The organism is Paenibacillus sp. VMFN-D1, from assembly GCF_003386155.1.
GTDB classification, from domain to species: domain Bacteria; phylum Bacillota; class Bacilli; order Paenibacillales; family Paenibacillaceae; genus Paenibacillus_AQ; species Paenibacillus_AQ favisporus.
In genome coordinates this window covers 224,033-239,497 of sequence record NZ_QRDU01000004.1, presented here as the reverse complement: position 1 = coordinate 239,497, position 15,465 = coordinate 224,033, and the positions used below count along the sequence as shown (strand labels likewise).

Genomic DNA, 15,465 nt, shown 5'->3' with positions numbered 1-15,465 from the left:
GGCGGCCTTGTTTGGGCTGGAGCAATTATACAAATCGTTACTTCACCGGTATCCAAATTTCCGAATACAGGTCCGGGCTGGAAGGATCCTCGTCTGTATAAACCTCCAGCTCCGCGGTGCCGGTATACTCGTACCCGCTGGACGGAAACCATTCGGAGAAAATCCGCTTCCAGGCGCTCTGCATCGCGTCCGGCATCGGGCCGCGCACTTCGAACACGGCCCATTTGGATGCCGGGATGTCCAGCTTCTCCAAGCCTTCCGGCACCTCCTGGTCGCATTCGGTCGCAATCCAGTAGTCCATCTCCTCCGGTCTCACCGCGCTTTGATCGACGCATACGCCGAGCACACCCTTGATCTGCCCGCTGTTCACGCGGAACAGCAGGTCGTTGACCCCGTTCTGGTGAACCTCCTGCCACATCTTCGGAATCCCCTCGAGGTTCTGTCCATTTTCACAGGAAAAGGCCCGCTTGACTCCAACGACCTGGAACGCTTCTCTCTCCACAATATGATATTTCACCGGCTCGGCTCCTTTCAGACTCACCTGGATGACCAGGCGGTTATAAAATTGCAGCTTCCCGATCCCTTTCCGCGCTTCCGTCGGGGTAACGCCGTGCTGCTTGCGAAAAGCTTTCGAGAACGCCTCGGGAGTGTCGTACCCGTATTTGCAGGCAAGGTCGATAATTTTGGTATCCGTCCCCGTCAGCTCCTTTGCTGCGAGAGACAGCCGCCTGCGCCGAAGATAATCGCCGATCGTAATGTCAGTCAGCAGCGTAAAGGTCCGCTGAAAGTGAAACGGCGACGAATGCGCCTGCTTCGCGATCTCCTCAATGGTAATGTCCTCGGAGAGGTGGTCCTCCATATAATCGATTGCCCGCTGCAGCGATTCTACCCATGCCATATATCCGATCACTCCTCGTATGTCATCATAACCCCGTCATTCGCCAAAATCCTGTCATTCCGTGCTATTGCCGAACAGGTTGTCCGTTAACATTCTTCCGTTAAACTTAAGTATACAACAGGAACACGGGGGTACAGCACTCCGTTTGGCGAAGCAGCACAAATCAGGAGGCCCGGCTGTTTGGGAACTCCGCATAGAACGTCAAATAAGCCCGAAACGCGAAGGTTCCGGGCTGCCAGTAGAACTGGAATGATCCTTACATATGCCGTTCATTGTGTTTATTTTCCCCATTTCAGGAACATGGCCAGTTTGCAGCAAGGGTCGGTCTCAACTAACGGGTCGACGGTAATCCCGATTCCGCTCGGAGAAAACTCGGACGAAATCTTCGACTGGCTGCTGATCGACTTCATCAGCCGGTCCACCTCCTGCTTGTTTCCGGCCTGGGCGGCTGTCATCACTTGAACGGCAAAGGCATGGTCCGACAGCCTGTTAAGAATTTTGTAGCCCTCCTCCATCAGCGAATAATATCCCTGAATGGACTGGTTGAGGGTATCGGTCTTGATCTGGGGGTATTCACGAATCCATGAATAGTAATAGGGCCGCGGGTAATAATGGGGACACCATCCACCGTACGAGGGATAACTCATGGCGTGATCTCCTTTCTGTAGGCACCGGTCGGTCCATTATATGCCGCGGCTGGGCAATGGTGAGAGGCGCCTAACCGAAGCGCTTGGTTTTATACCATTTGCTCTGCCTGCCCGTCACTTTATCAACGATCATCGACCAGAAGGCCAGCAGCGAAATGACCAGAAACAGCTGAGCATACGTAAAGTAAGACACACAGGACAGGATGAAGTTCCTGACGTTGCTCTGTCCGATATCGGTGGCCAGTGCCAGGTTGATCTGAAGAACATAAATGTAGTACATCAGAGCCCAGGCGATGACCAGATACACATACAGGTCACTGCTGAATTGGAACGGAGATACCGTGTCCGGGTGAAAGAGCGCAATGATCTGGTACACGAGGTTGACGATAAAAATGAGGTCGGAAACGATAATCGCCACCATGAACCAAAAATAACTTGCGGCATAATAAAGCACGTGCAGCTTGATCCGCCAGCTGCTCCGATTAAACAGCTGGTGGATATTGTCCACGACCACCCTGTAATTGCCTTTGGCCCAGCGCTGGCGCTGCTTCATGTAGACGTCGAGCCTTTCCGGCTCCTGCTGATAGGCTTCGGCCTGCGGTGCGAGCGCGATCAGCTGGCCGCGGCCCAAAATTTCGAAGGACACCGCCGTGTCTTCCGTGATGGCGTGCTCATCCCATCCCCCGATTTCCTCCATAAGCGAGCGTTTGACGATAAAATTGGTCCCGGGGATCGTTCCCAGACCGAACAGCTCCCACAGACCGGTATGATGCACCCGTTGAATCGTGATCAGCTCCAGGTTGATGAATTGCGAGAGCAGGTTCTGCCCGCGGTTGCGCGCTTTGTTGCGTCCGAACACCGCACCGTAGCGCTCTGGCTGCTCCATGGCTTTCTGGATCAGAAAGTAGAGGGCGTTGTGCTCGGGTGCGGCATCGGCGTCATACAAATCCAATCGCCGGTAGCTTCCTTCAGCGCATCATTCAGAGCTCCGGATTTCCCGCCGGTACCGGTTCTTTCCAAAATGAGCAGGTCTCTGTCTTTATAGCTGGTTCTGGCCTTCAGTGCCTTCAGCTTGTCCGCGGTGCGGTCGGTGCAGTTATCGGCGATCACGATGATCTGGACCTTGTCCGGGGGATAATACAGCTGCAGAATATGCTCCACCGTCGCGGTAATGACCAACTCTTCATTATGGGCGGGGACCATGACCGTCACGGTCGGAAAATCGTCCAATTGCCCGCTGCGCACCAGAACCCCCCGGTTCTGCCTGTACACAAACCGGATCGCCCCGGACATGATGACAATCGACTCCAGCACGGCGATCCAGATCGATACGATCGACAGGAGCAGGATGACGTCAGCCACTGAAATTCCCCCGATCGTATTTTTTCTTAACTTTGGCCCGGAACATCAGCGTGGCGATCGTCAGCACCAGCACCGCTGCGGCAAAAAGGATGCTGACACCGATACATACAGGTATAAACCACTGGACATACGACATGCGGGCGCCCCTCCTTTCTCCTTATACATACTCACCGATCAGATCGGTCTCCGTATTGCGCTCCAATGCGGCAATGACCGCATCGATATGTTCATATTTGCTGAACTGCTCCGGCTGGAACACGAGCGCCCCCGTACGGATGACGAGCTTCAGCGGGCTCCCGCTCCGGTCGACGGCTTCAACATTCATCATAGCCTGCTTAATCCGGGCGGTGAGCTGCTGCAAATGCTCCTGATTCGTCATCGGATACAAAACCACAAAGCGCCCTTGGTCGATGAAAAATTTATAATCCTCGTAGCGGATCTGCTTCTGAATCGTGTGCGATAACTCGAGCAGCAGCCGGGCGTACCGCCTGGAACCGAGCGACTCTTTGACGAGCGGCAAAAATTCGATTTTAAACATCGCCATACAGAAGTCGTAACGCTGCGGATAACGCTTGGCGAGATTGGAGTGTTTGATGACGGCATCCTCCAGGGACAGCTTGTTCCCGAGGGACGTATCGAGGTCCAGCTGCGGGCTCATGTCCTTCAAATCCTCCAGCCGCTCGATCAGTCTCCGGTTGCGGATCAACCCGGAATGAATCACGGAGGCGAGAATCATGTTGGCAGGAACGAGCAACAGCCATGAGAAAGATAAGATATCCACATGTGCATAAGTGTTCAGCCACACAAAATAACTCACAAGATAAAAGAAGACGGCCACCGCCGTGACGCCGACCGGCATAAAGAAGCCGATCAGCAGCGCAGCCAATGTCCCCAGACTGAACAGCAGCTCCTGAGTGGTATAGGCTTGGTCTGCATATACCTTGATAAAAATAAGCAGCTCCTGGATCATGATGACAAACACAAGGATGAGATAGCCTGCTTCAATACGTCGTGTCGGCGTTTGGTCTTTCATCAGCATCCTTCCTTTACAGCAGCCAAAATTGGAATCAATTTCTAATTATTACCCCATTTACAGACGATGTCACAAAAAAATACCCCCGCAAAGCGGCGGCTTTTTACTCAGCTGCCTTCGGACTCTGTGGGGGATTGAACTTCATATTTTTTTTTAGTACGTGAAAAAATTATTCCGATGAAGAGAATGCCGACCTGTTAATGATCGTCCTTCCAAATAACCCGGTCCCCATAATGACTGCCCCAGTCGTACATCATCTGCAGCACCGGCATCAGCGAGCGGCCGTATTCGGTCAGCGAATACTCCACCCGGGGAGGGACCTCCGGATATACCTTCCGCGAAATCAGCTGATCGTCTTCCAGCTCCCGAAGCTGGTTGGTCAGCATTTTTTGGGTCACATTGGGGATCAGCTTCTTCAGCTCGCCAAACCGCTTCGTCCCCTCAAGCCCCAGATGCCACAATATAATCAACTTCCATTTGCCGCTGATCACGGCAAGGGTCAGTTCCTTCGCGCAATTGATTTCTTTTAAATTGATACGGTCTTTAATTTCCGTTGCCACGCTGCCACCTCCTTCTTATAGGATACTACACGATTCGCTTTTTCGCTTGATGCAAAAAAGAACCATCCCTCGGTCTGCGACCTCCGGGATGGCTCCTGTGTGGATGGGTATCTTTTTCAGATGAAGCTTTACTCCAGGTTGGCGTGTCTGCCGAACATCTGGGAGGAATCTTGCCCTCGCTGCTCCATCAAGCGGAGAACGACGGCATCGTACAAAATGATCAAGGTTTGCTCAAACAGCGATCCCATCGGCTGAATAGTCGCCTTTTCTCCACTGCCTGCTGTCTGCTGATCCTTGGGCGTACCCGGGAGACGAACCGGGAGATCGGACAACCGGCCCAGCGTGGAATCCGGGTGAATGGTTGTGGTGACGACCGCTGCTCCGATTTCCTTGGCCTTTCTGGCCATCGTGACCAAGCTTTGCGTCTCGCCTGACCCGGACCCGATGACAAGCAGGTCCCCCGTGCCGATTCCCGGCGTTACCGTCTCGCCGACCACATATGCGGGAATTCCGAGATGCATTAACCGCATGGCCAGCGCCCGGCCCATCAGGCCCGACCTGCCGGCTCCCGCCACAAATACATTTCCGGCTTCAAGAATCATGTCAGCCAACTGGTCCGCTTCTCCATCCGAGATGCGGGCAATTGATCGCTGCAGCTCCTTCGTAATTTCGAGAGCATAATCGGCCGTGTTCATCTTAGACCTGACTGACCAGCTGCTTCATCTGCGATGCCGCAGCCCGCTTGTCATCCTGACCGGTGATTCCCCCGCCCACAATAACCAGATCCGGACCGGCCGCAATCACCTGAGGCAGCGTACTCAGCTTGATCCCGCCGGCAATGGCCGTTTTGGCGCGGTTCACCACGCGTTTGATCGTCAACAGGTCTTCAAAGGAGCTGATGCCTGCAGCCTGATGATCGTACCCTGAATGCACGCAGATATAATCCACGCCCATTTGGTCAATTTCCTTGGCGCGCTGTTCAATATCCTTCACATTGATCATATCGACCATGACTTTTGTGTTTTGCTTTCTAGCTTCTTCCACGGCTCCGCGGATGGTGGTATCGTCTGAGACGCCGAGCACGGTAATAATGCTCGCCCCGGCCTCGGATGCCTTCATGACCTCGTATCCGCCGGCGTCCATGATTTTCAGGTCTGCCAGCACGCGCAGGGAAGGGAAGGCTTCTTTCAGTTCTTTCACCGCCCGAAGCCCCTCATTGATGACGATCGGCGTTCCGATTTCCACGATGTCTATATATTCAGCAACCTCGTTTACGATTTCCTTGGCTCCGGGAATATCGACAAGATCAAGTGCCAGTTGAAGTTCCATAGTGCGTTTGTCTCCTTTATGATCGATTTGGTTCGTGAACCACAACCCCATTGTAGTGGCTCTATTTCGCTTGCGTAAGTAGGCACTTTATCGTAATGAAGTTACCTCGGCGTAACTATTGGAAGTCCAAGAACACAAAAAAGGCCCCCTTTAGGGGACCTTCACGACCAAAAGTGTACGGCATCATGCTGGCCGGAGCAGGGCTTCTACTGCTCCTTTTTCCCGCCGTACCGCACGGCATTATACCGCTCGATGAGCGTATGAACCGCTTCCGGCGCCATGCCGGTGAAGCTCTCTCCCGCCGCAAGCTCGGCGCCGTTCTCCGCAGGCGTCCGGCTCGCCCGGAACACGAATCCTTTCTTGACCGCACGGCGGATCAGGCTCTCGTAAGCCTGACGCGGGTCGCTGCCGCTGATATCCGGTTCCTTTCGGAAGCGGCGGAAACGGCGGGGTTTGGCGGCAACGCGGTCGATTCGCTCGACCTCATCCACAAAGTCCGCCGCCTCCTCGGAAATGTGCCGGATCTGGCGCAGCAGCCCGAGCCGGTAAGCGAAGCGCCGGACCCAGCTTCGGATGCGCTCCGGAAGCCAGCGCCGGAACAGCTTATACAGCAGCATCCCCAGCAAAACAAGAACAGCCAGGCAAAGAATGCCCAGGACGACATAGCCTATGACTTTCAGCCACATCGGGTGCTGCACCGGACCCTGATCCATTCCGGACAGATCGGGCATCATCGGATCGGCCGGTGCTTGCGGAGGCTGTTCCACAGACTGTCCGTCTCCTCCCAAGCCTTGGAGGAGAGACCGGAGGCCGTCCCGCAGGAAGAGGAAGATCGCACCAAGGCCCTTCCATCCGCTGAGCAGGGCGATAACGGCAATGACGATCCACGTCATCGAGCGGTTTGCTGTCAGGATCCGGCCAAACAGCTGACGGTCGGCCTGCTCAGCGTGCGAGGCGTCCCGGACCCGCTCGCCGTTCATGCGCAGCAGGAGGGCGAACAGCGTAATCATCGCCATCACGTACAGCGACGTGCGGTGCGGATGAAGGGCGCTGACCTGGCCGGCAGTGATGTAGAGCACGAGCGAGGCGCCAAGGCCGATCAGCGGCAGCCGCTGCACCGCTGTTTTCCACCACTGCTTGCGCCCGGCGATCAGCCCGCGGATCGCAGCCGCCAGCAGGGCCACAGCGGCCAGCGCCGCGGCGAGCCGCAGCCCGAACACGGCCAGGGGCAGCAGGACCGCCGCCGCCAGCGGGATCGGCGTCCACAGGCGGCCGCCCCCGCTGCGGGACTGCTCCCGGCCGGCCAGCACGCCTGCAGCGTGAACAACCCCCGCAAGCAGCCAGACGAGCAGCGGATGGAGCGGCAGCGCACATGCCGCAAGCAGCACGGCCACAGGGTACAGCGAGGCGGACTCGAGCAGCGAGAAGTATAATGCTTCCCCGGCTCCCCGGTAACGGGCTTGCGCTTGCTGACGTATCATACCGCCGCCTCCCTCGCATCCGGCCATTCCGCAACCGATACGCGGTGGCCTTTGTTCTCCAGTCCGTGGATGCTCTCCCGGACCGCTTCAGACAGATGCGCCGTTATTAGCAGATAGTCGACCGTCTCTTCCTGCTCGCGCTCCGCTTCCAGACGCAGCATTTCGTGGAACGACATCCGCGTCTTCATATCCACACCGGCCATGGCCTCCAGCAGGTTCTCCAAATGGGCCGTGCCGTAATCCGGGTCGAGCCGGAGCATAGCCTGGCTCTCCGGATTAACCGAGGCATTATGGGTGAAGCCGGCGGCCATACCCTGGTGGATCAGCGAAGCCGCACAGGTGGCCGCATAGGACAGCGCATCCTCGACCATCTCCGGCCGGGTCACCACGTTCCACATCTGCTCGGACACCTCGATGTTCAGGCAGATCATGACCCGCGGATCGGCGGTATAGCCGTGCTTGTGCACCTGAAGCTCGCCCGTTCTGGCGGTAGCTTTCCAGTGGATCCGGTTCATCGGATCTCCCGCGGCGTATTCCCGGATTCCGGTAATGAGAAACGGATCCTCAACGACCCAGCGCCGCACCGCGAGCTCCCCCTGCCATGTCTTCCAGGAGGAAGGAAGCTGGTCATCGCCCAGCAGCTCCGGGTAAACGACAAGCCGTTTGCTGAGCGTAATTTGCCGTGACGGGGTGTAGACCGCAAACAGGTCCCCGCCGGTCATCGTGGCCGAGTCCATCCGATAGATCCCCCGGCGGGTACACTGGATTTGATGCGTCCGGGTAATTCGGGTCCGGGGACGGAGCATAAATAAACTCGTATGATTCTGATAAATATTCCCTTCGCTGATCGAGGTTTCCCGGCTTCGCTTAAACATCAGGGACGAAGGAAGCATCGCTTCCAGGCGCAGCCAGGGCACCGGAAACATTTTGCCGTTTTCAATCACCTCGACCATTTCGATCCGGTCTCCCACATAACAGGTTTCCGTGCTGAAATGGCGCTCGTACGTCAGTTTCCTCAGCGATCCCCTGCCCAGGATCAGGCCCTGCAGCACCAACACGCCGCCGCAGGCCAGAAGCAGCCACAGCATCGCCATTATCTCACGCCGCTTTCCAGTCCCGCTTCGCTGGGAACTGCGATATGATCCAGCACCTCAAGCAGAATGCGCCGGGCGGCCTCATGCTGCCCGCCGTAGCGCTTCTTGAGCACCAGTCTGTGAGCGCAGACCGGCACCAGCAGATGCTTAATGTCATCGGGGAGTACGTACTCCCGTCCATTTAGCGCAGCATAAGCCTGCGCCGCGCGCAGCAGCGCCTGGGTTCCGCGGGGGCTGATGCCAAGCGCCACTTCCGCATGGACGCGGGTCGCTTCAGCCAGGGATACGATGTATCCCATCAAGTCCTCGCTTACGCTCACCTGCGTGCACAGCTGCTGGGCTTCCAGCACCTCGTCGGCTGTTGCCGTGCGCTCGGCCCGCTCTGCGGTTAGGCCGGCCGGTCCCTGCGTCCGCTTCAAGATCTCCTTCCCTTCCGCTGCGGATGGATAACCCAGCTTCATGCGGATCATAAAGCGGTCCATCTGGGCTTCGGGCAGCGGAAATGTGCCCTGGTTGTCGACCGGGTTCTGGGTGGCCAGCACCATAAACGGCCGCTCCAGCGCCATCGTCTGCCCATCAATGCTGACCTGCCGCTCCTCCATACACTCCAGCAGGCTGGACTGGGTTCTGGGCGTGGCCCGGTTAATTTCATCCGCAAGCACGATCCGCGAGAACAGCGGACCCGGGCGAAACTGAAATTCGCCGTCCTTCTGGTTGTAGAAATGGATGCCCGTCAAATCCGACGGAAGCAGATCGGGGGTAAACTGAATCCGTTGAAAGCTGAGCGACAGGGATGCCGCCAAACTTTTGGCAAGCAGCGTTTTACCGGTCCCCGGCACATCCTCCAGCAGCACATGTCCTGACGCCAGCAAGGCCGTCAGCAGCAGCTCCACTTCTCCCTCTTTGCCGACAATGACCCTCCCGATATTCTCTTTCAGTTTCACAGCCAACTCGCGAACTTGATTCACCTGCATTGCATTCCCATCCTCTCCTGTATGACTGCCCGCGCTTTAGGCTAAGGCAATCTACGGTTTATGATTAAAGCGTTTACAAGTGTCTTTGATGCCCCGGCTGACTGGACCTTTACACCGGGAACGGTTCAGCTACAGATCTTCCGGCGTGCCGTTCTCTATGACCGGACGGTTTTGCTATATTTTATCACCGACAGAAGCATTAATCACCTATCAGGGGTAAAATCCGGCTAAATCGATTGAATTAACGTTTTGCATTGATCCTCCTGTTATAACAGCCCATTAGAGGCCTATAACATTCATTTCTTTAGTTCATCCTATATCAAACGCCCTATTTTTTGCCCCTCCAAGACAGTTGTCCCTCACAAAATCCGGCAAACATCACTAGGATGAACCATACCACAGACAAAGGATGGTTGATATGAGGAGGTATCTTAAAAGCCACGGTTGCGGTTATGCCCGCCGGCATATGGCAAGACGACTGAAGAGGCACTCTCGTTCACGGTCACAGGGCAAGCTCATCGTCAGCATCGTCCGAGGCGAAAAACGGCTAACGACCAAAGTTCCGCTCCGCAGGTTCGATAAGTTCGTGTTTGTCATTAACGATCAATTCACCAACGCCCCGAATACGACGCAGATCGCCAGCGGTGCAGGCCACAGCAGCGCGTCAGGAAGCAACGCGGCCATCGGTTCCCCGAATACGGACCAGCAGGTCAGCGTCGGAGCCGGAGGCACCGCCGATAACATCAGCATCCTCCGCGAGCCCGCCCACGCCTGCCGCGGTAAGCGGAAACGCTCGCACCGCCGGAAGAAGGAAGCCATCTTCGTTCTGAATCACCAGCGGGTTCAAATGCCGGAGGGAAGCGAGGAGGCTGCCGCCACCCAAATTGCCAGCGGCTCCGGCACACACAGCACGAGCGGCACCAACTCCACCATCGACAGCCCTTGCACCAGACAGCAGGACTCGGTCGGCGGCGGATCCGGCGCTAGCGGCATGAACAAGTTTGTGAAGAAGAAAAAACGGAATCACCATATCCGCCGTCATTATTAAGAAAACAGGTCAAATCCAAGCCGTTGACGGCCGCTGCTCCAGAACGTATGATGACGCTTAGAGGTGATTGATGTGAACACGCTGCTCATTCTGGGCGGAATCATGATGTTTTTGGCCGTGGCCATCGGCGCATTCGGGGCGCACGCCCTGAAGGAAAGACTCGATGATAACCGGCAGAAAACCTATCAGACGGGAGTCCAATACCATTTGGCTCACGGACTTGGCCTGCTGTTGATGGGCCTCTATGCCCCATCCGCCGCACATGCGGGCACCATCCAACTCGCAGGATGGCTGCTGTTTGCGGGAATTCTGTTATTCTCGGGAAGCCTGTACGCGCTGAGCGTGACCGGCATCCGCAAGCTGGGGGCGATTACGCCGATCGGCGGGGTTGCCTTTTTGGCGGGATGGGTCGTATTCATCGTGGCTGTGGCTGGCTAACCGATTGAGAATAGGGCTGTTTCGTATAAATGCTCCTAGGCATAAGAAAAACGTCAATCGACGTACCTTCAAAGAAGACAGACCGCGTTTAAAGGTAATTTTTCTTGCAATACCAGGAAGCCATGGCTCTGGAGTTTATACTTTCTGGTATTATGACAAAAGCCTGCAAATTTGCAGGCTTTTTCGTGTTATTCATGTTTTTAAAAAGGGAGCTACCCTGTAAAACAGGATGCCGGCCTCAACCGTTTACCGCGCTGGCCTGGCCCGCGCCCCTGCCGTTTTCCTTACGGATTTGCTTGCTGCGCAGCTGTCCGCAGGCCGCGTCGATATCGGTGCCATGCTCCAGCCGGACGCTGACGCTGACCCGGTTCTTTTTGAGCGTGTCATAGAAAGCCAGGATCGACTCCTGCGCACTTCTCTGATATTGGCTGTGCTCATCGACCGGATTGTACGGGATCAGGTTGACGTTGACCAGCTGTCTGCGGTCACCGATCAGCTCCGCCAATTCAGCCGCGTGTTCCCTGCCGTCATTGACATCCTTGAGCAAAATATACTCGAGTGTCACTCTGCGCTTCGTTTTGGCCAGATAGTAATCCATGGCTCCCAAAACTTCCTCAATTGGATAAGCCTTGTTAATTTTCATAATCCGGGTTCTCAGCTCATTGTTCGGCGCATGCAGCGAAATCGCCAGGTTCACCTTCAAATCGCGGTCGGCAAATTCCATGATCTTCGGAGCCAGTCCGCTGGTCGATACGGTAATATGGCGCCCGGCAATCGCCAGCCCTTTGCGGTCTTTGACCACATTGATGAAGTCAACCATGTTCTCGAAATTATCAAACGGCTCCCCGATGCCCATTACGACAATATGGCTGACGAGGTCGCCCGGCTTGTTCTGGTCCAGGAACAGCTGAACCTTCATGAGCTGCTCCACGACTTCCCCGGCGGACAGGTCCCGGCTTTTCTTCAACAGTCCGCTCGCGCAGAAGCTGCAGCCGATATTGCAGCCGACCTGGGTCGTCACGCAGACGGAAAGACCGAACTTATGGCGCATCAGCACCGTTTCGATCAGGTTGCCGTCCTGCAATCGGAACAGAAACTTGACCGTCCCGTCGGCCGACTCCTGCTTCACATGCTCTTCGAGCGTCTGGATAACGTAATGCTCCGCAAGCAGCTTCACGCAGTCCGGATTGGCATCCGTCATATCGGCAAAATCGGTGACCCGTTGTACATATAGATAGTCCCACACCTGAGAGGCGCGGAATGGTTTATGTCCATATTCAAGCAGCCATGCAGACAGCTGATCGAACGTTAATCCATAGATGGATGGTTTGTTCATCGTTTTTCCTCTTTTCAAAAGCTTTAAATGCATACTCTCTCTACTTTACCAGATCCGGCAGGCAATCTGTCTATTATTGTCCCAAATTTTTTTTGTTAAAACAAGGGATGCAGCGGGAATTTAGCCACGGATGGGGGCTGCTGGCTCCGCCATTACGGCGTCCTGTTGAAAAAGAACGATCATTTAAAAATCAGTACCCGATTTTCGGCGGCGGGGATCTGCAGGGCTGGTCTATAATAAGAGTAAAGGATGATGAAAAAAGGAGGCCGGTCATGATTACGGCTGAACATAAAATGGAGTATTATCAGGCGCTGCTCGATAAAAAGTCGGAGTACGAGGGGATTTTCTATGTCGGGGTCAAAACGACGGGAGTGTTCTGCCGCCCGACGTGCCCGGCCAGAAAGCCCAAATATGAAAACTGTGAGTTTTACGAGACCGCGCAGGAGGCGCTGCTCGCTTCTTTCCGGCCCTGTCAGCGCTGCCGCCCGCTGTCCCATCCGAATCACGTTTCGCCGGTCGTCCAGAAGCTGGTCGAAGCCGTCGAGGCCTATCCGGAAAAACGGTGGAAGGAACAGGACTTTGATGAGCTCGACATCGATGCCTCGACGGCGCGGAGGCAGTTCAAAAAACGGTTTGGCATGACCTTTGTGGAGTATGCCCGCGCCCGCCGCATGGGGCTGGCGTTCAAGCAGATCCGGTCCGGCCAGGCGGTGATCGACGCCCAGCTGTCGAGCGGGTATGAATCCGGAAGCGGATTCCGGGACGCCTTCTCCCGCATCATGGGGGCGGCTCCGGCGAAATCCGCAGACAGCCGTATCCTGCGCGCGGCATGGATCGATACACGCCTCGGCCCGATGGTCGCGATCGCTGACGAGGAGGCGCTGTATCTGCTGGAGTTTGTGGACCGGCGGGGCCTCGAGCGCGAAGTGGAGCGGCTGCGCCAGCGGACGAAGTCGGCGATCATCCCGGGCGTCACCGCTCCCATACGCTCCATCGAGCAGGAGCTGACGGCTTATTTTGACGGGAGGCTGTCCGTATTCACCACACCGCTGCATCTGATCGGCTCTCCGTTCCAGAAGTCGGTCTGGGCGCAGCTGGTGCAAATCCCGCCGGGCGAGACCCGTTCCTACTCCGGGCTAGCCGGGGCTCTCGGCAAACCGAAGGCCTTCCGGGCCGTGGCCCAGGCCAACGGCGCCAACCAGCTCGCCCTCGTCATTCCCTGTCACCGCGTCATCAATGCGAGCGGCGACTTAGGCGGTTACGGCGGTGGACTGACGCGTAAAAGCTGGCTGCTTCAGCACGAGAAGCAGTTTCTTTCAAACCAGCGGCAGCACTGATTCTGAGCGTTCCCTGCTTATATAAAGGCACGCCGATCACGAAAAACAGGAGTCCCCTTGAGGTCCAACGACCGCTCGGGTACTCCTGTTTGGTTTGTCTGCGCATGCTTCGCCTATGCCTGCTGCTCCCCGCCGCTTTCCTTAAGCACGAGGCTGGCGGAAGCCGCCTCCCGGCCGTTGACCAGCAGCACGATCCGGTGCTCGCCCGGATAATGTCGGCGCGTCGTCAGATCGGCCCAGGAATGGGTTCGCGTCCCCGACAGGCGGGAGCCTCCGGGTACGGTCTTATCCGACAGCAAAAACGCTTTGCGTGATATTTTGCCGCGGGCTTTGACAAAGTCAATCCCGTATTCCACCCGGATATGGGCCGGCTGCCCGTCCCTCACGCGGATCTCGTAGTGAAGCTCTGTGCTGCCCCCGACGGCGACCTCGGACGGCTCTACCGTCAGCGAAGCGGCGGACGCCAGCGGTTCCTCCGCGGATGACTCTGCATATCCGAACAGAGCCATCGCTTCCGGATGGGACTTCTTGATCAAGGTCCGGCAGCCGTGGCGGATAATCCAATCGGTATGCGGATGAGTACCTTTCCAGCGCCGCGCCGTCTCCAGCACCACGTCAGAATGGTCTTTTGCGATGTCGTTCAGGTTGTTGGCGACGCTCTTGCGGACATAGAGCGACGGGTCCTGTTTCAGCAGCTCCAGCACGGGCAGCACCGGCGCCGGATCCTTCTTGAATATCGGCAGGGCTTGTCCCCACGGCAGCCGAGGCCGGCTGCCTTCGCTGGCCAGACGCCGGACATGCTCGTCCGGATGCTCCGCCCAAGCTGTCATCTGGCGCATCATCCGTTCCGGGTCCCGCAGCAGAAAGGGCCTGACGGCAAACTCCGCCGACGATTTGGACGTGAAGCGCTCGAGCGCTTTCATTGAAAGCTCCCAGTGCTCCGGCGCCTGCCCGAACACTTCCACGAAATCGGGAAAGAACAGGTACGGAAACCCCGCGCAGTGCTCGTCGATCGCGAAAAGCACCTCCAGCGCCTCTTCATATCGGGCGGGCAAGTGATCGCCCAGCTTTGCGCTGATCCGCCGCATACGGGCTTTCAGCTCAAGTTCCTCCCATGTGTCGTCCATGACGTCTTTGACAAACTTATCTGTATCAAACGCGGCGTGGGCCGTATAAACCTTCGCCCCGAATCCGCGCAAAAATTCCTCATTGTATACTGCCTTCAGCTCAGCCATTGGCAGACCTCCTCCTGAAGTTATTATAGTAAGCCGCAGCGGAGGAGGAAATCAACTCTCCAAGTCGTCTTACCGGCCTTACGGCTCCTTCGATTCATTCAAGCGATTCAAGTGGCGGCGTTTTACTCAATGATCCATTCGTTGAGGCCATGCCTTCGATCAGTCTGCAGCCAGCTGCTGCCGGATGTGGTCCGCTGCCTCCTCCCAATATGCCTTCATCTGCTCACGCTGCTGGATATCCGTCAGCTTTTCCTGATGGAAGCTGATCGTCGTTCCGGTCTTGGCCTCCAGCAAGCGGATCTGGACCGTGGTAGGATGGGGCCAGCCGGGCCGCTGCCAGGTCAAGCGGATTTGCTCCCCGGGTTTGACGACCCGAATCTCGCCGTGGTTTCCTTCCTTGGACGTATACGTCGTTCCCGGCTTGAATTCAAGGGCCGGAAGTTTCCCAAGCCATACCATCATACCCTCCGGGGAAGTCAGCAGCGACCACGCCGCCTCCCGTGATACCGGAAACGTTCTCCGGACGCCGACCTGAAACCCGGCAGCGGCGGTCAATCCCACGGGCTTCGCTGCATCATCCGCAATGGGTACCGCCAGCTTGCTTGTTGATTTGCTCATTGTCACCGCTCCTCGCAATGTAAAAATAGTTACTTAGCCTGTCCCGGCCGATCGAGCATTCCGTGCCACCGTCTG

General features: G+C 56.6%; 16 protein-coding genes and 1 pseudogene. 3 read left to right on the top strand and 14 right to left on the bottom strand.

The window, feature by feature from the left end; translation table 11 throughout:
* Positions 1 to 37: 37 nt before the first annotated feature.
* The 11 genes and pseudogenes from C7820_RS24985 to C7820_RS24940 all read right to left on the bottom strand — a co-directional run bounded on the left by C7820_RS24985 (position 38) and on the right by C7820_RS24940 (position 9,378).
* Positions 38 to 898, bottom strand: coding sequence for an AraC family transcriptional regulator (locus C7820_RS24985; protein WP_076172125.1), 861 nt, complete (start codon positions 896 to 898; stop codon positions 38 to 40).
* A 278-nt stretch (positions 899 to 1,176) separates the two neighbouring features.
* On the bottom strand, positions 1,177 to 1,545 hold the full coding sequence (locus C7820_RS24980) for a YuzC family spore coat inner layer protein (protein ID WP_116233338.1): 369 nt from the start codon (positions 1,543 to 1,545) through the stop codon (positions 1,177 to 1,179).
* A 70-nt stretch (positions 1,546 to 1,615) separates the two neighbouring features.
* Positions 1,616 to 2,907, bottom strand: a pseudogene (locus C7820_RS24975) (glycosyltransferase family 2 protein).
* The gene (locus C7820_RS33560; protein ID WP_181909189.1) at positions 2,900 to 3,043 is read right to left on the bottom strand and encodes a hypothetical protein; all 144 of its coding nucleotides are present in this window, start codon (positions 3,041 to 3,043) and stop codon (positions 2,900 to 2,902) included. Before C7820_RS33560 ends, C7820_RS24975 begins: the two are co-directional and overlap by 8 nt.
* Before the next feature lie 21 nt (positions 3,044 to 3,064).
* Complete coding sequence (locus C7820_RS24970; protein ID WP_116233337.1) at positions 3,065 to 3,940, bottom strand: diguanylate cyclase domain-containing protein; 876 nt, start codon at positions 3,938 to 3,940, stop codon at positions 3,065 to 3,067.
* Positions 3,941 to 4,137: 197 nt separating this feature from the next.
* Complete coding sequence (locus C7820_RS24965; RefSeq protein ID WP_116233336.1) at positions 4,138 to 4,500, bottom strand: winged helix-turn-helix transcriptional regulator; 363 nt, start codon at positions 4,498 to 4,500, stop codon at positions 4,138 to 4,140.
* A gap of 128 nt (positions 4,501 to 4,628) precedes the next feature.
* On the bottom strand, positions 4,629 to 5,195 hold the full coding sequence (gene hxlB, locus C7820_RS24960; RefSeq protein ID WP_116233335.1) for a 6-phospho-3-hexuloisomerase: 567 nt from the start codon (positions 5,193 to 5,195) through the stop codon (positions 4,629 to 4,631).
* 1 nt (position 5,196) lies between these two features.
* Positions 5,197 to 5,829 carry a 3-hexulose-6-phosphate synthase gene (gene hxlA / locus C7820_RS24955; protein ID WP_116233334.1) on the bottom strand — a complete coding sequence of 211 codons (633 nt, stop codon included), beginning with the start codon at positions 5,827 to 5,829 and terminating at the stop codon, positions 5,197 to 5,199.
* A 206-nt stretch (positions 5,830 to 6,035) separates the two neighbouring features.
* Positions 6,036 to 7,310: a DUF4129 domain-containing protein gene (locus tag C7820_RS24950; protein WP_116233333.1), complete on the bottom strand. Its 1,275-nt coding sequence runs from the start codon at positions 7,308 to 7,310 to the stop codon at positions 6,036 to 6,038.
* Complete coding sequence (locus C7820_RS24945; RefSeq protein WP_258875389.1) at positions 7,307 to 8,398, bottom strand: DUF58 domain-containing protein; 1,092 nt, start codon at positions 8,396 to 8,398, stop codon at positions 7,307 to 7,309. The genes C7820_RS24950 and C7820_RS24945 overlap by 4 nt, the downstream gene beginning before the upstream one ends.
* A 5-nt stretch (positions 8,399 to 8,403) precedes the next feature.
* Entirely contained in the window at positions 8,404 to 9,378 is a 975-nt protein-coding gene (locus C7820_RS24940; RefSeq protein ID WP_116233331.1) for an AAA family ATPase, read from the bottom strand.
* A gap of 418 nt (positions 9,379 to 9,796) precedes the next feature.
* On the opposite strand from C7820_RS24940, the gene C7820_RS24935 reads away from it, so the two are divergent.
* Both C7820_RS24935 and C7820_RS24930 read left to right on the top strand, forming a co-directional pair.
* Positions 9,797 to 10,426, top strand: a complete 630-nt coding sequence (locus C7820_RS24935; protein ID WP_258875388.1) for a hypothetical protein — start codon at positions 9,797 to 9,799, stop codon at positions 10,424 to 10,426.
* 72 nt (positions 10,427 to 10,498) lie between these two features.
* Positions 10,499 to 10,864, top strand: coding sequence for a DUF423 domain-containing protein (locus C7820_RS24930; RefSeq protein ID WP_105445472.1), 366 nt, complete (start codon positions 10,499 to 10,501; stop codon positions 10,862 to 10,864).
* Positions 10,865 to 11,102: 238 nt separating this feature from the next.
* Here C7820_RS24930 and rlmN read toward each other — a convergent pair whose 3' ends face one another.
* Positions 11,103 to 12,200, bottom strand: a complete 1,098-nt coding sequence (gene rlmN / locus C7820_RS24925) for a dual-specificity RNA methyltransferase RlmN (protein WP_116233330.1) — start codon at positions 12,198 to 12,200, stop codon at positions 11,103 to 11,105.
* Between the two features lie 272 nt (positions 12,201 to 12,472).
* On the opposite strand from rlmN, the gene C7820_RS24920 reads away from it, so the two are divergent.
* Positions 12,473 to 13,537 (top strand): bifunctional transcriptional activator/DNA repair enzyme AdaA, encoded by a 1,065-nt coding sequence (locus C7820_RS24920; protein ID WP_116233329.1) that lies wholly within the window; start codon positions 12,473 to 12,475, stop codon positions 13,535 to 13,537.
* Positions 13,538 to 13,650: 113 nt separating this feature from the next.
* On the opposite strand, the gene C7820_RS24915 is transcribed toward C7820_RS24920, so the two are convergent.
* Together C7820_RS24915 and C7820_RS24910 are read right to left on the bottom strand one after the other, a co-directional pair.
* Positions 13,651 to 14,772, bottom strand: a complete 1,122-nt coding sequence (locus C7820_RS24915) for a DNA alkylation repair protein (RefSeq protein WP_116233328.1) — start codon at positions 14,770 to 14,772, stop codon at positions 13,651 to 13,653.
* Between the two features lie 159 nt (positions 14,773 to 14,931).
* Positions 14,932 to 15,390, bottom strand: coding sequence for an SRPBCC family protein (locus C7820_RS24910; protein ID WP_116233327.1), 459 nt, complete (start codon positions 15,388 to 15,390; stop codon positions 14,932 to 14,934).
* Positions 15,391 to 15,465: the final 75 nt, after the last annotated feature.

What these genes read in the sequence shown, in the direction of transcription:
- C7820_RS24985 (WP_076172125.1), bottom strand. Translation starts at nt 898, where the DNA reads ATGGCATGGGTAGAATCGCTGCAGCGGGCAATCGATTATATGGAGGAC.
- C7820_RS24980 (WP_116233338.1), bottom strand. Translation starts at nt 1,545, where the DNA reads ATGAGTTATCCCTCGTACGGTGGATGGTGTCCCCATTATTACCCGCGG.
- C7820_RS33560 (WP_181909189.1), bottom strand. Translation starts at nt 3,043, where the DNA reads ATGTCGTATGTCCAGTGGTTTATACCTGTATGTATCGGTGTCAGCATC.
- C7820_RS24970 (WP_116233337.1), bottom strand. Translation starts at nt 3,940, where the DNA reads ATGAAAGACCAAACGCCGACACGACGTATTGAAGCAGGCTATCTCATC.
- hxlB (WP_116233335.1), bottom strand. Translation starts at nt 5,195, where the DNA reads ATGAACACGGCCGATTATGCTCTCGAAATTACGAAGGAGCTGCAGCGA.
- hxlA (WP_116233334.1), bottom strand. Translation starts at nt 5,829, where the DNA reads ATGGAACTTCAACTGGCACTTGATCTTGTCGATATTCCCGGAGCCAAG.
- C7820_RS24950 (WP_116233333.1), bottom strand. Translation starts at nt 7,310, where the DNA reads ATGATACGTCAGCAAGCGCAAGCCCGTTACCGGGGAGCCGGGGAAGCA.
- C7820_RS24945 (WP_258875389.1), bottom strand. Translation starts at nt 8,398, where the DNA reads ATGCTGTGGCTGCTTCTGGCCTGCGGCGGCGTGTTGGTGCTGCAGGGC.
- C7820_RS24940 (WP_116233331.1), bottom strand. Translation starts at nt 9,378, where the DNA reads ATGCAGGTGAATCAAGTTCGCGAGTTGGCTGTGAAACTGAAAGAGAAT.
- C7820_RS24935 (WP_258875388.1), top strand. Translation starts at nt 9,797, where the DNA reads ATGAGGAGGTATCTTAAAAGCCACGGTTGCGGTTATGCCCGCCGGCAT.
- rlmN (WP_116233330.1), bottom strand. Translation starts at nt 12,200, where the DNA reads ATGAACAAACCATCCATCTATGGATTAACGTTCGATCAGCTGTCTGCA.
- C7820_RS24920 (WP_116233329.1), top strand. Translation starts at nt 12,473, where the DNA reads ATGATTACGGCTGAACATAAAATGGAGTATTATCAGGCGCTGCTCGAT.
- C7820_RS24915 (WP_116233328.1), bottom strand. Translation starts at nt 14,772, where the DNA reads ATGGCTGAGCTGAAGGCAGTATACAATGAGGAATTTTTGCGCGGATTC.
- C7820_RS24910 (WP_116233327.1), bottom strand. Translation starts at nt 15,390, where the DNA reads ATGAGCAAATCAACAAGCAAGCTGGCGGTACCCATTGCGGATGATGCA.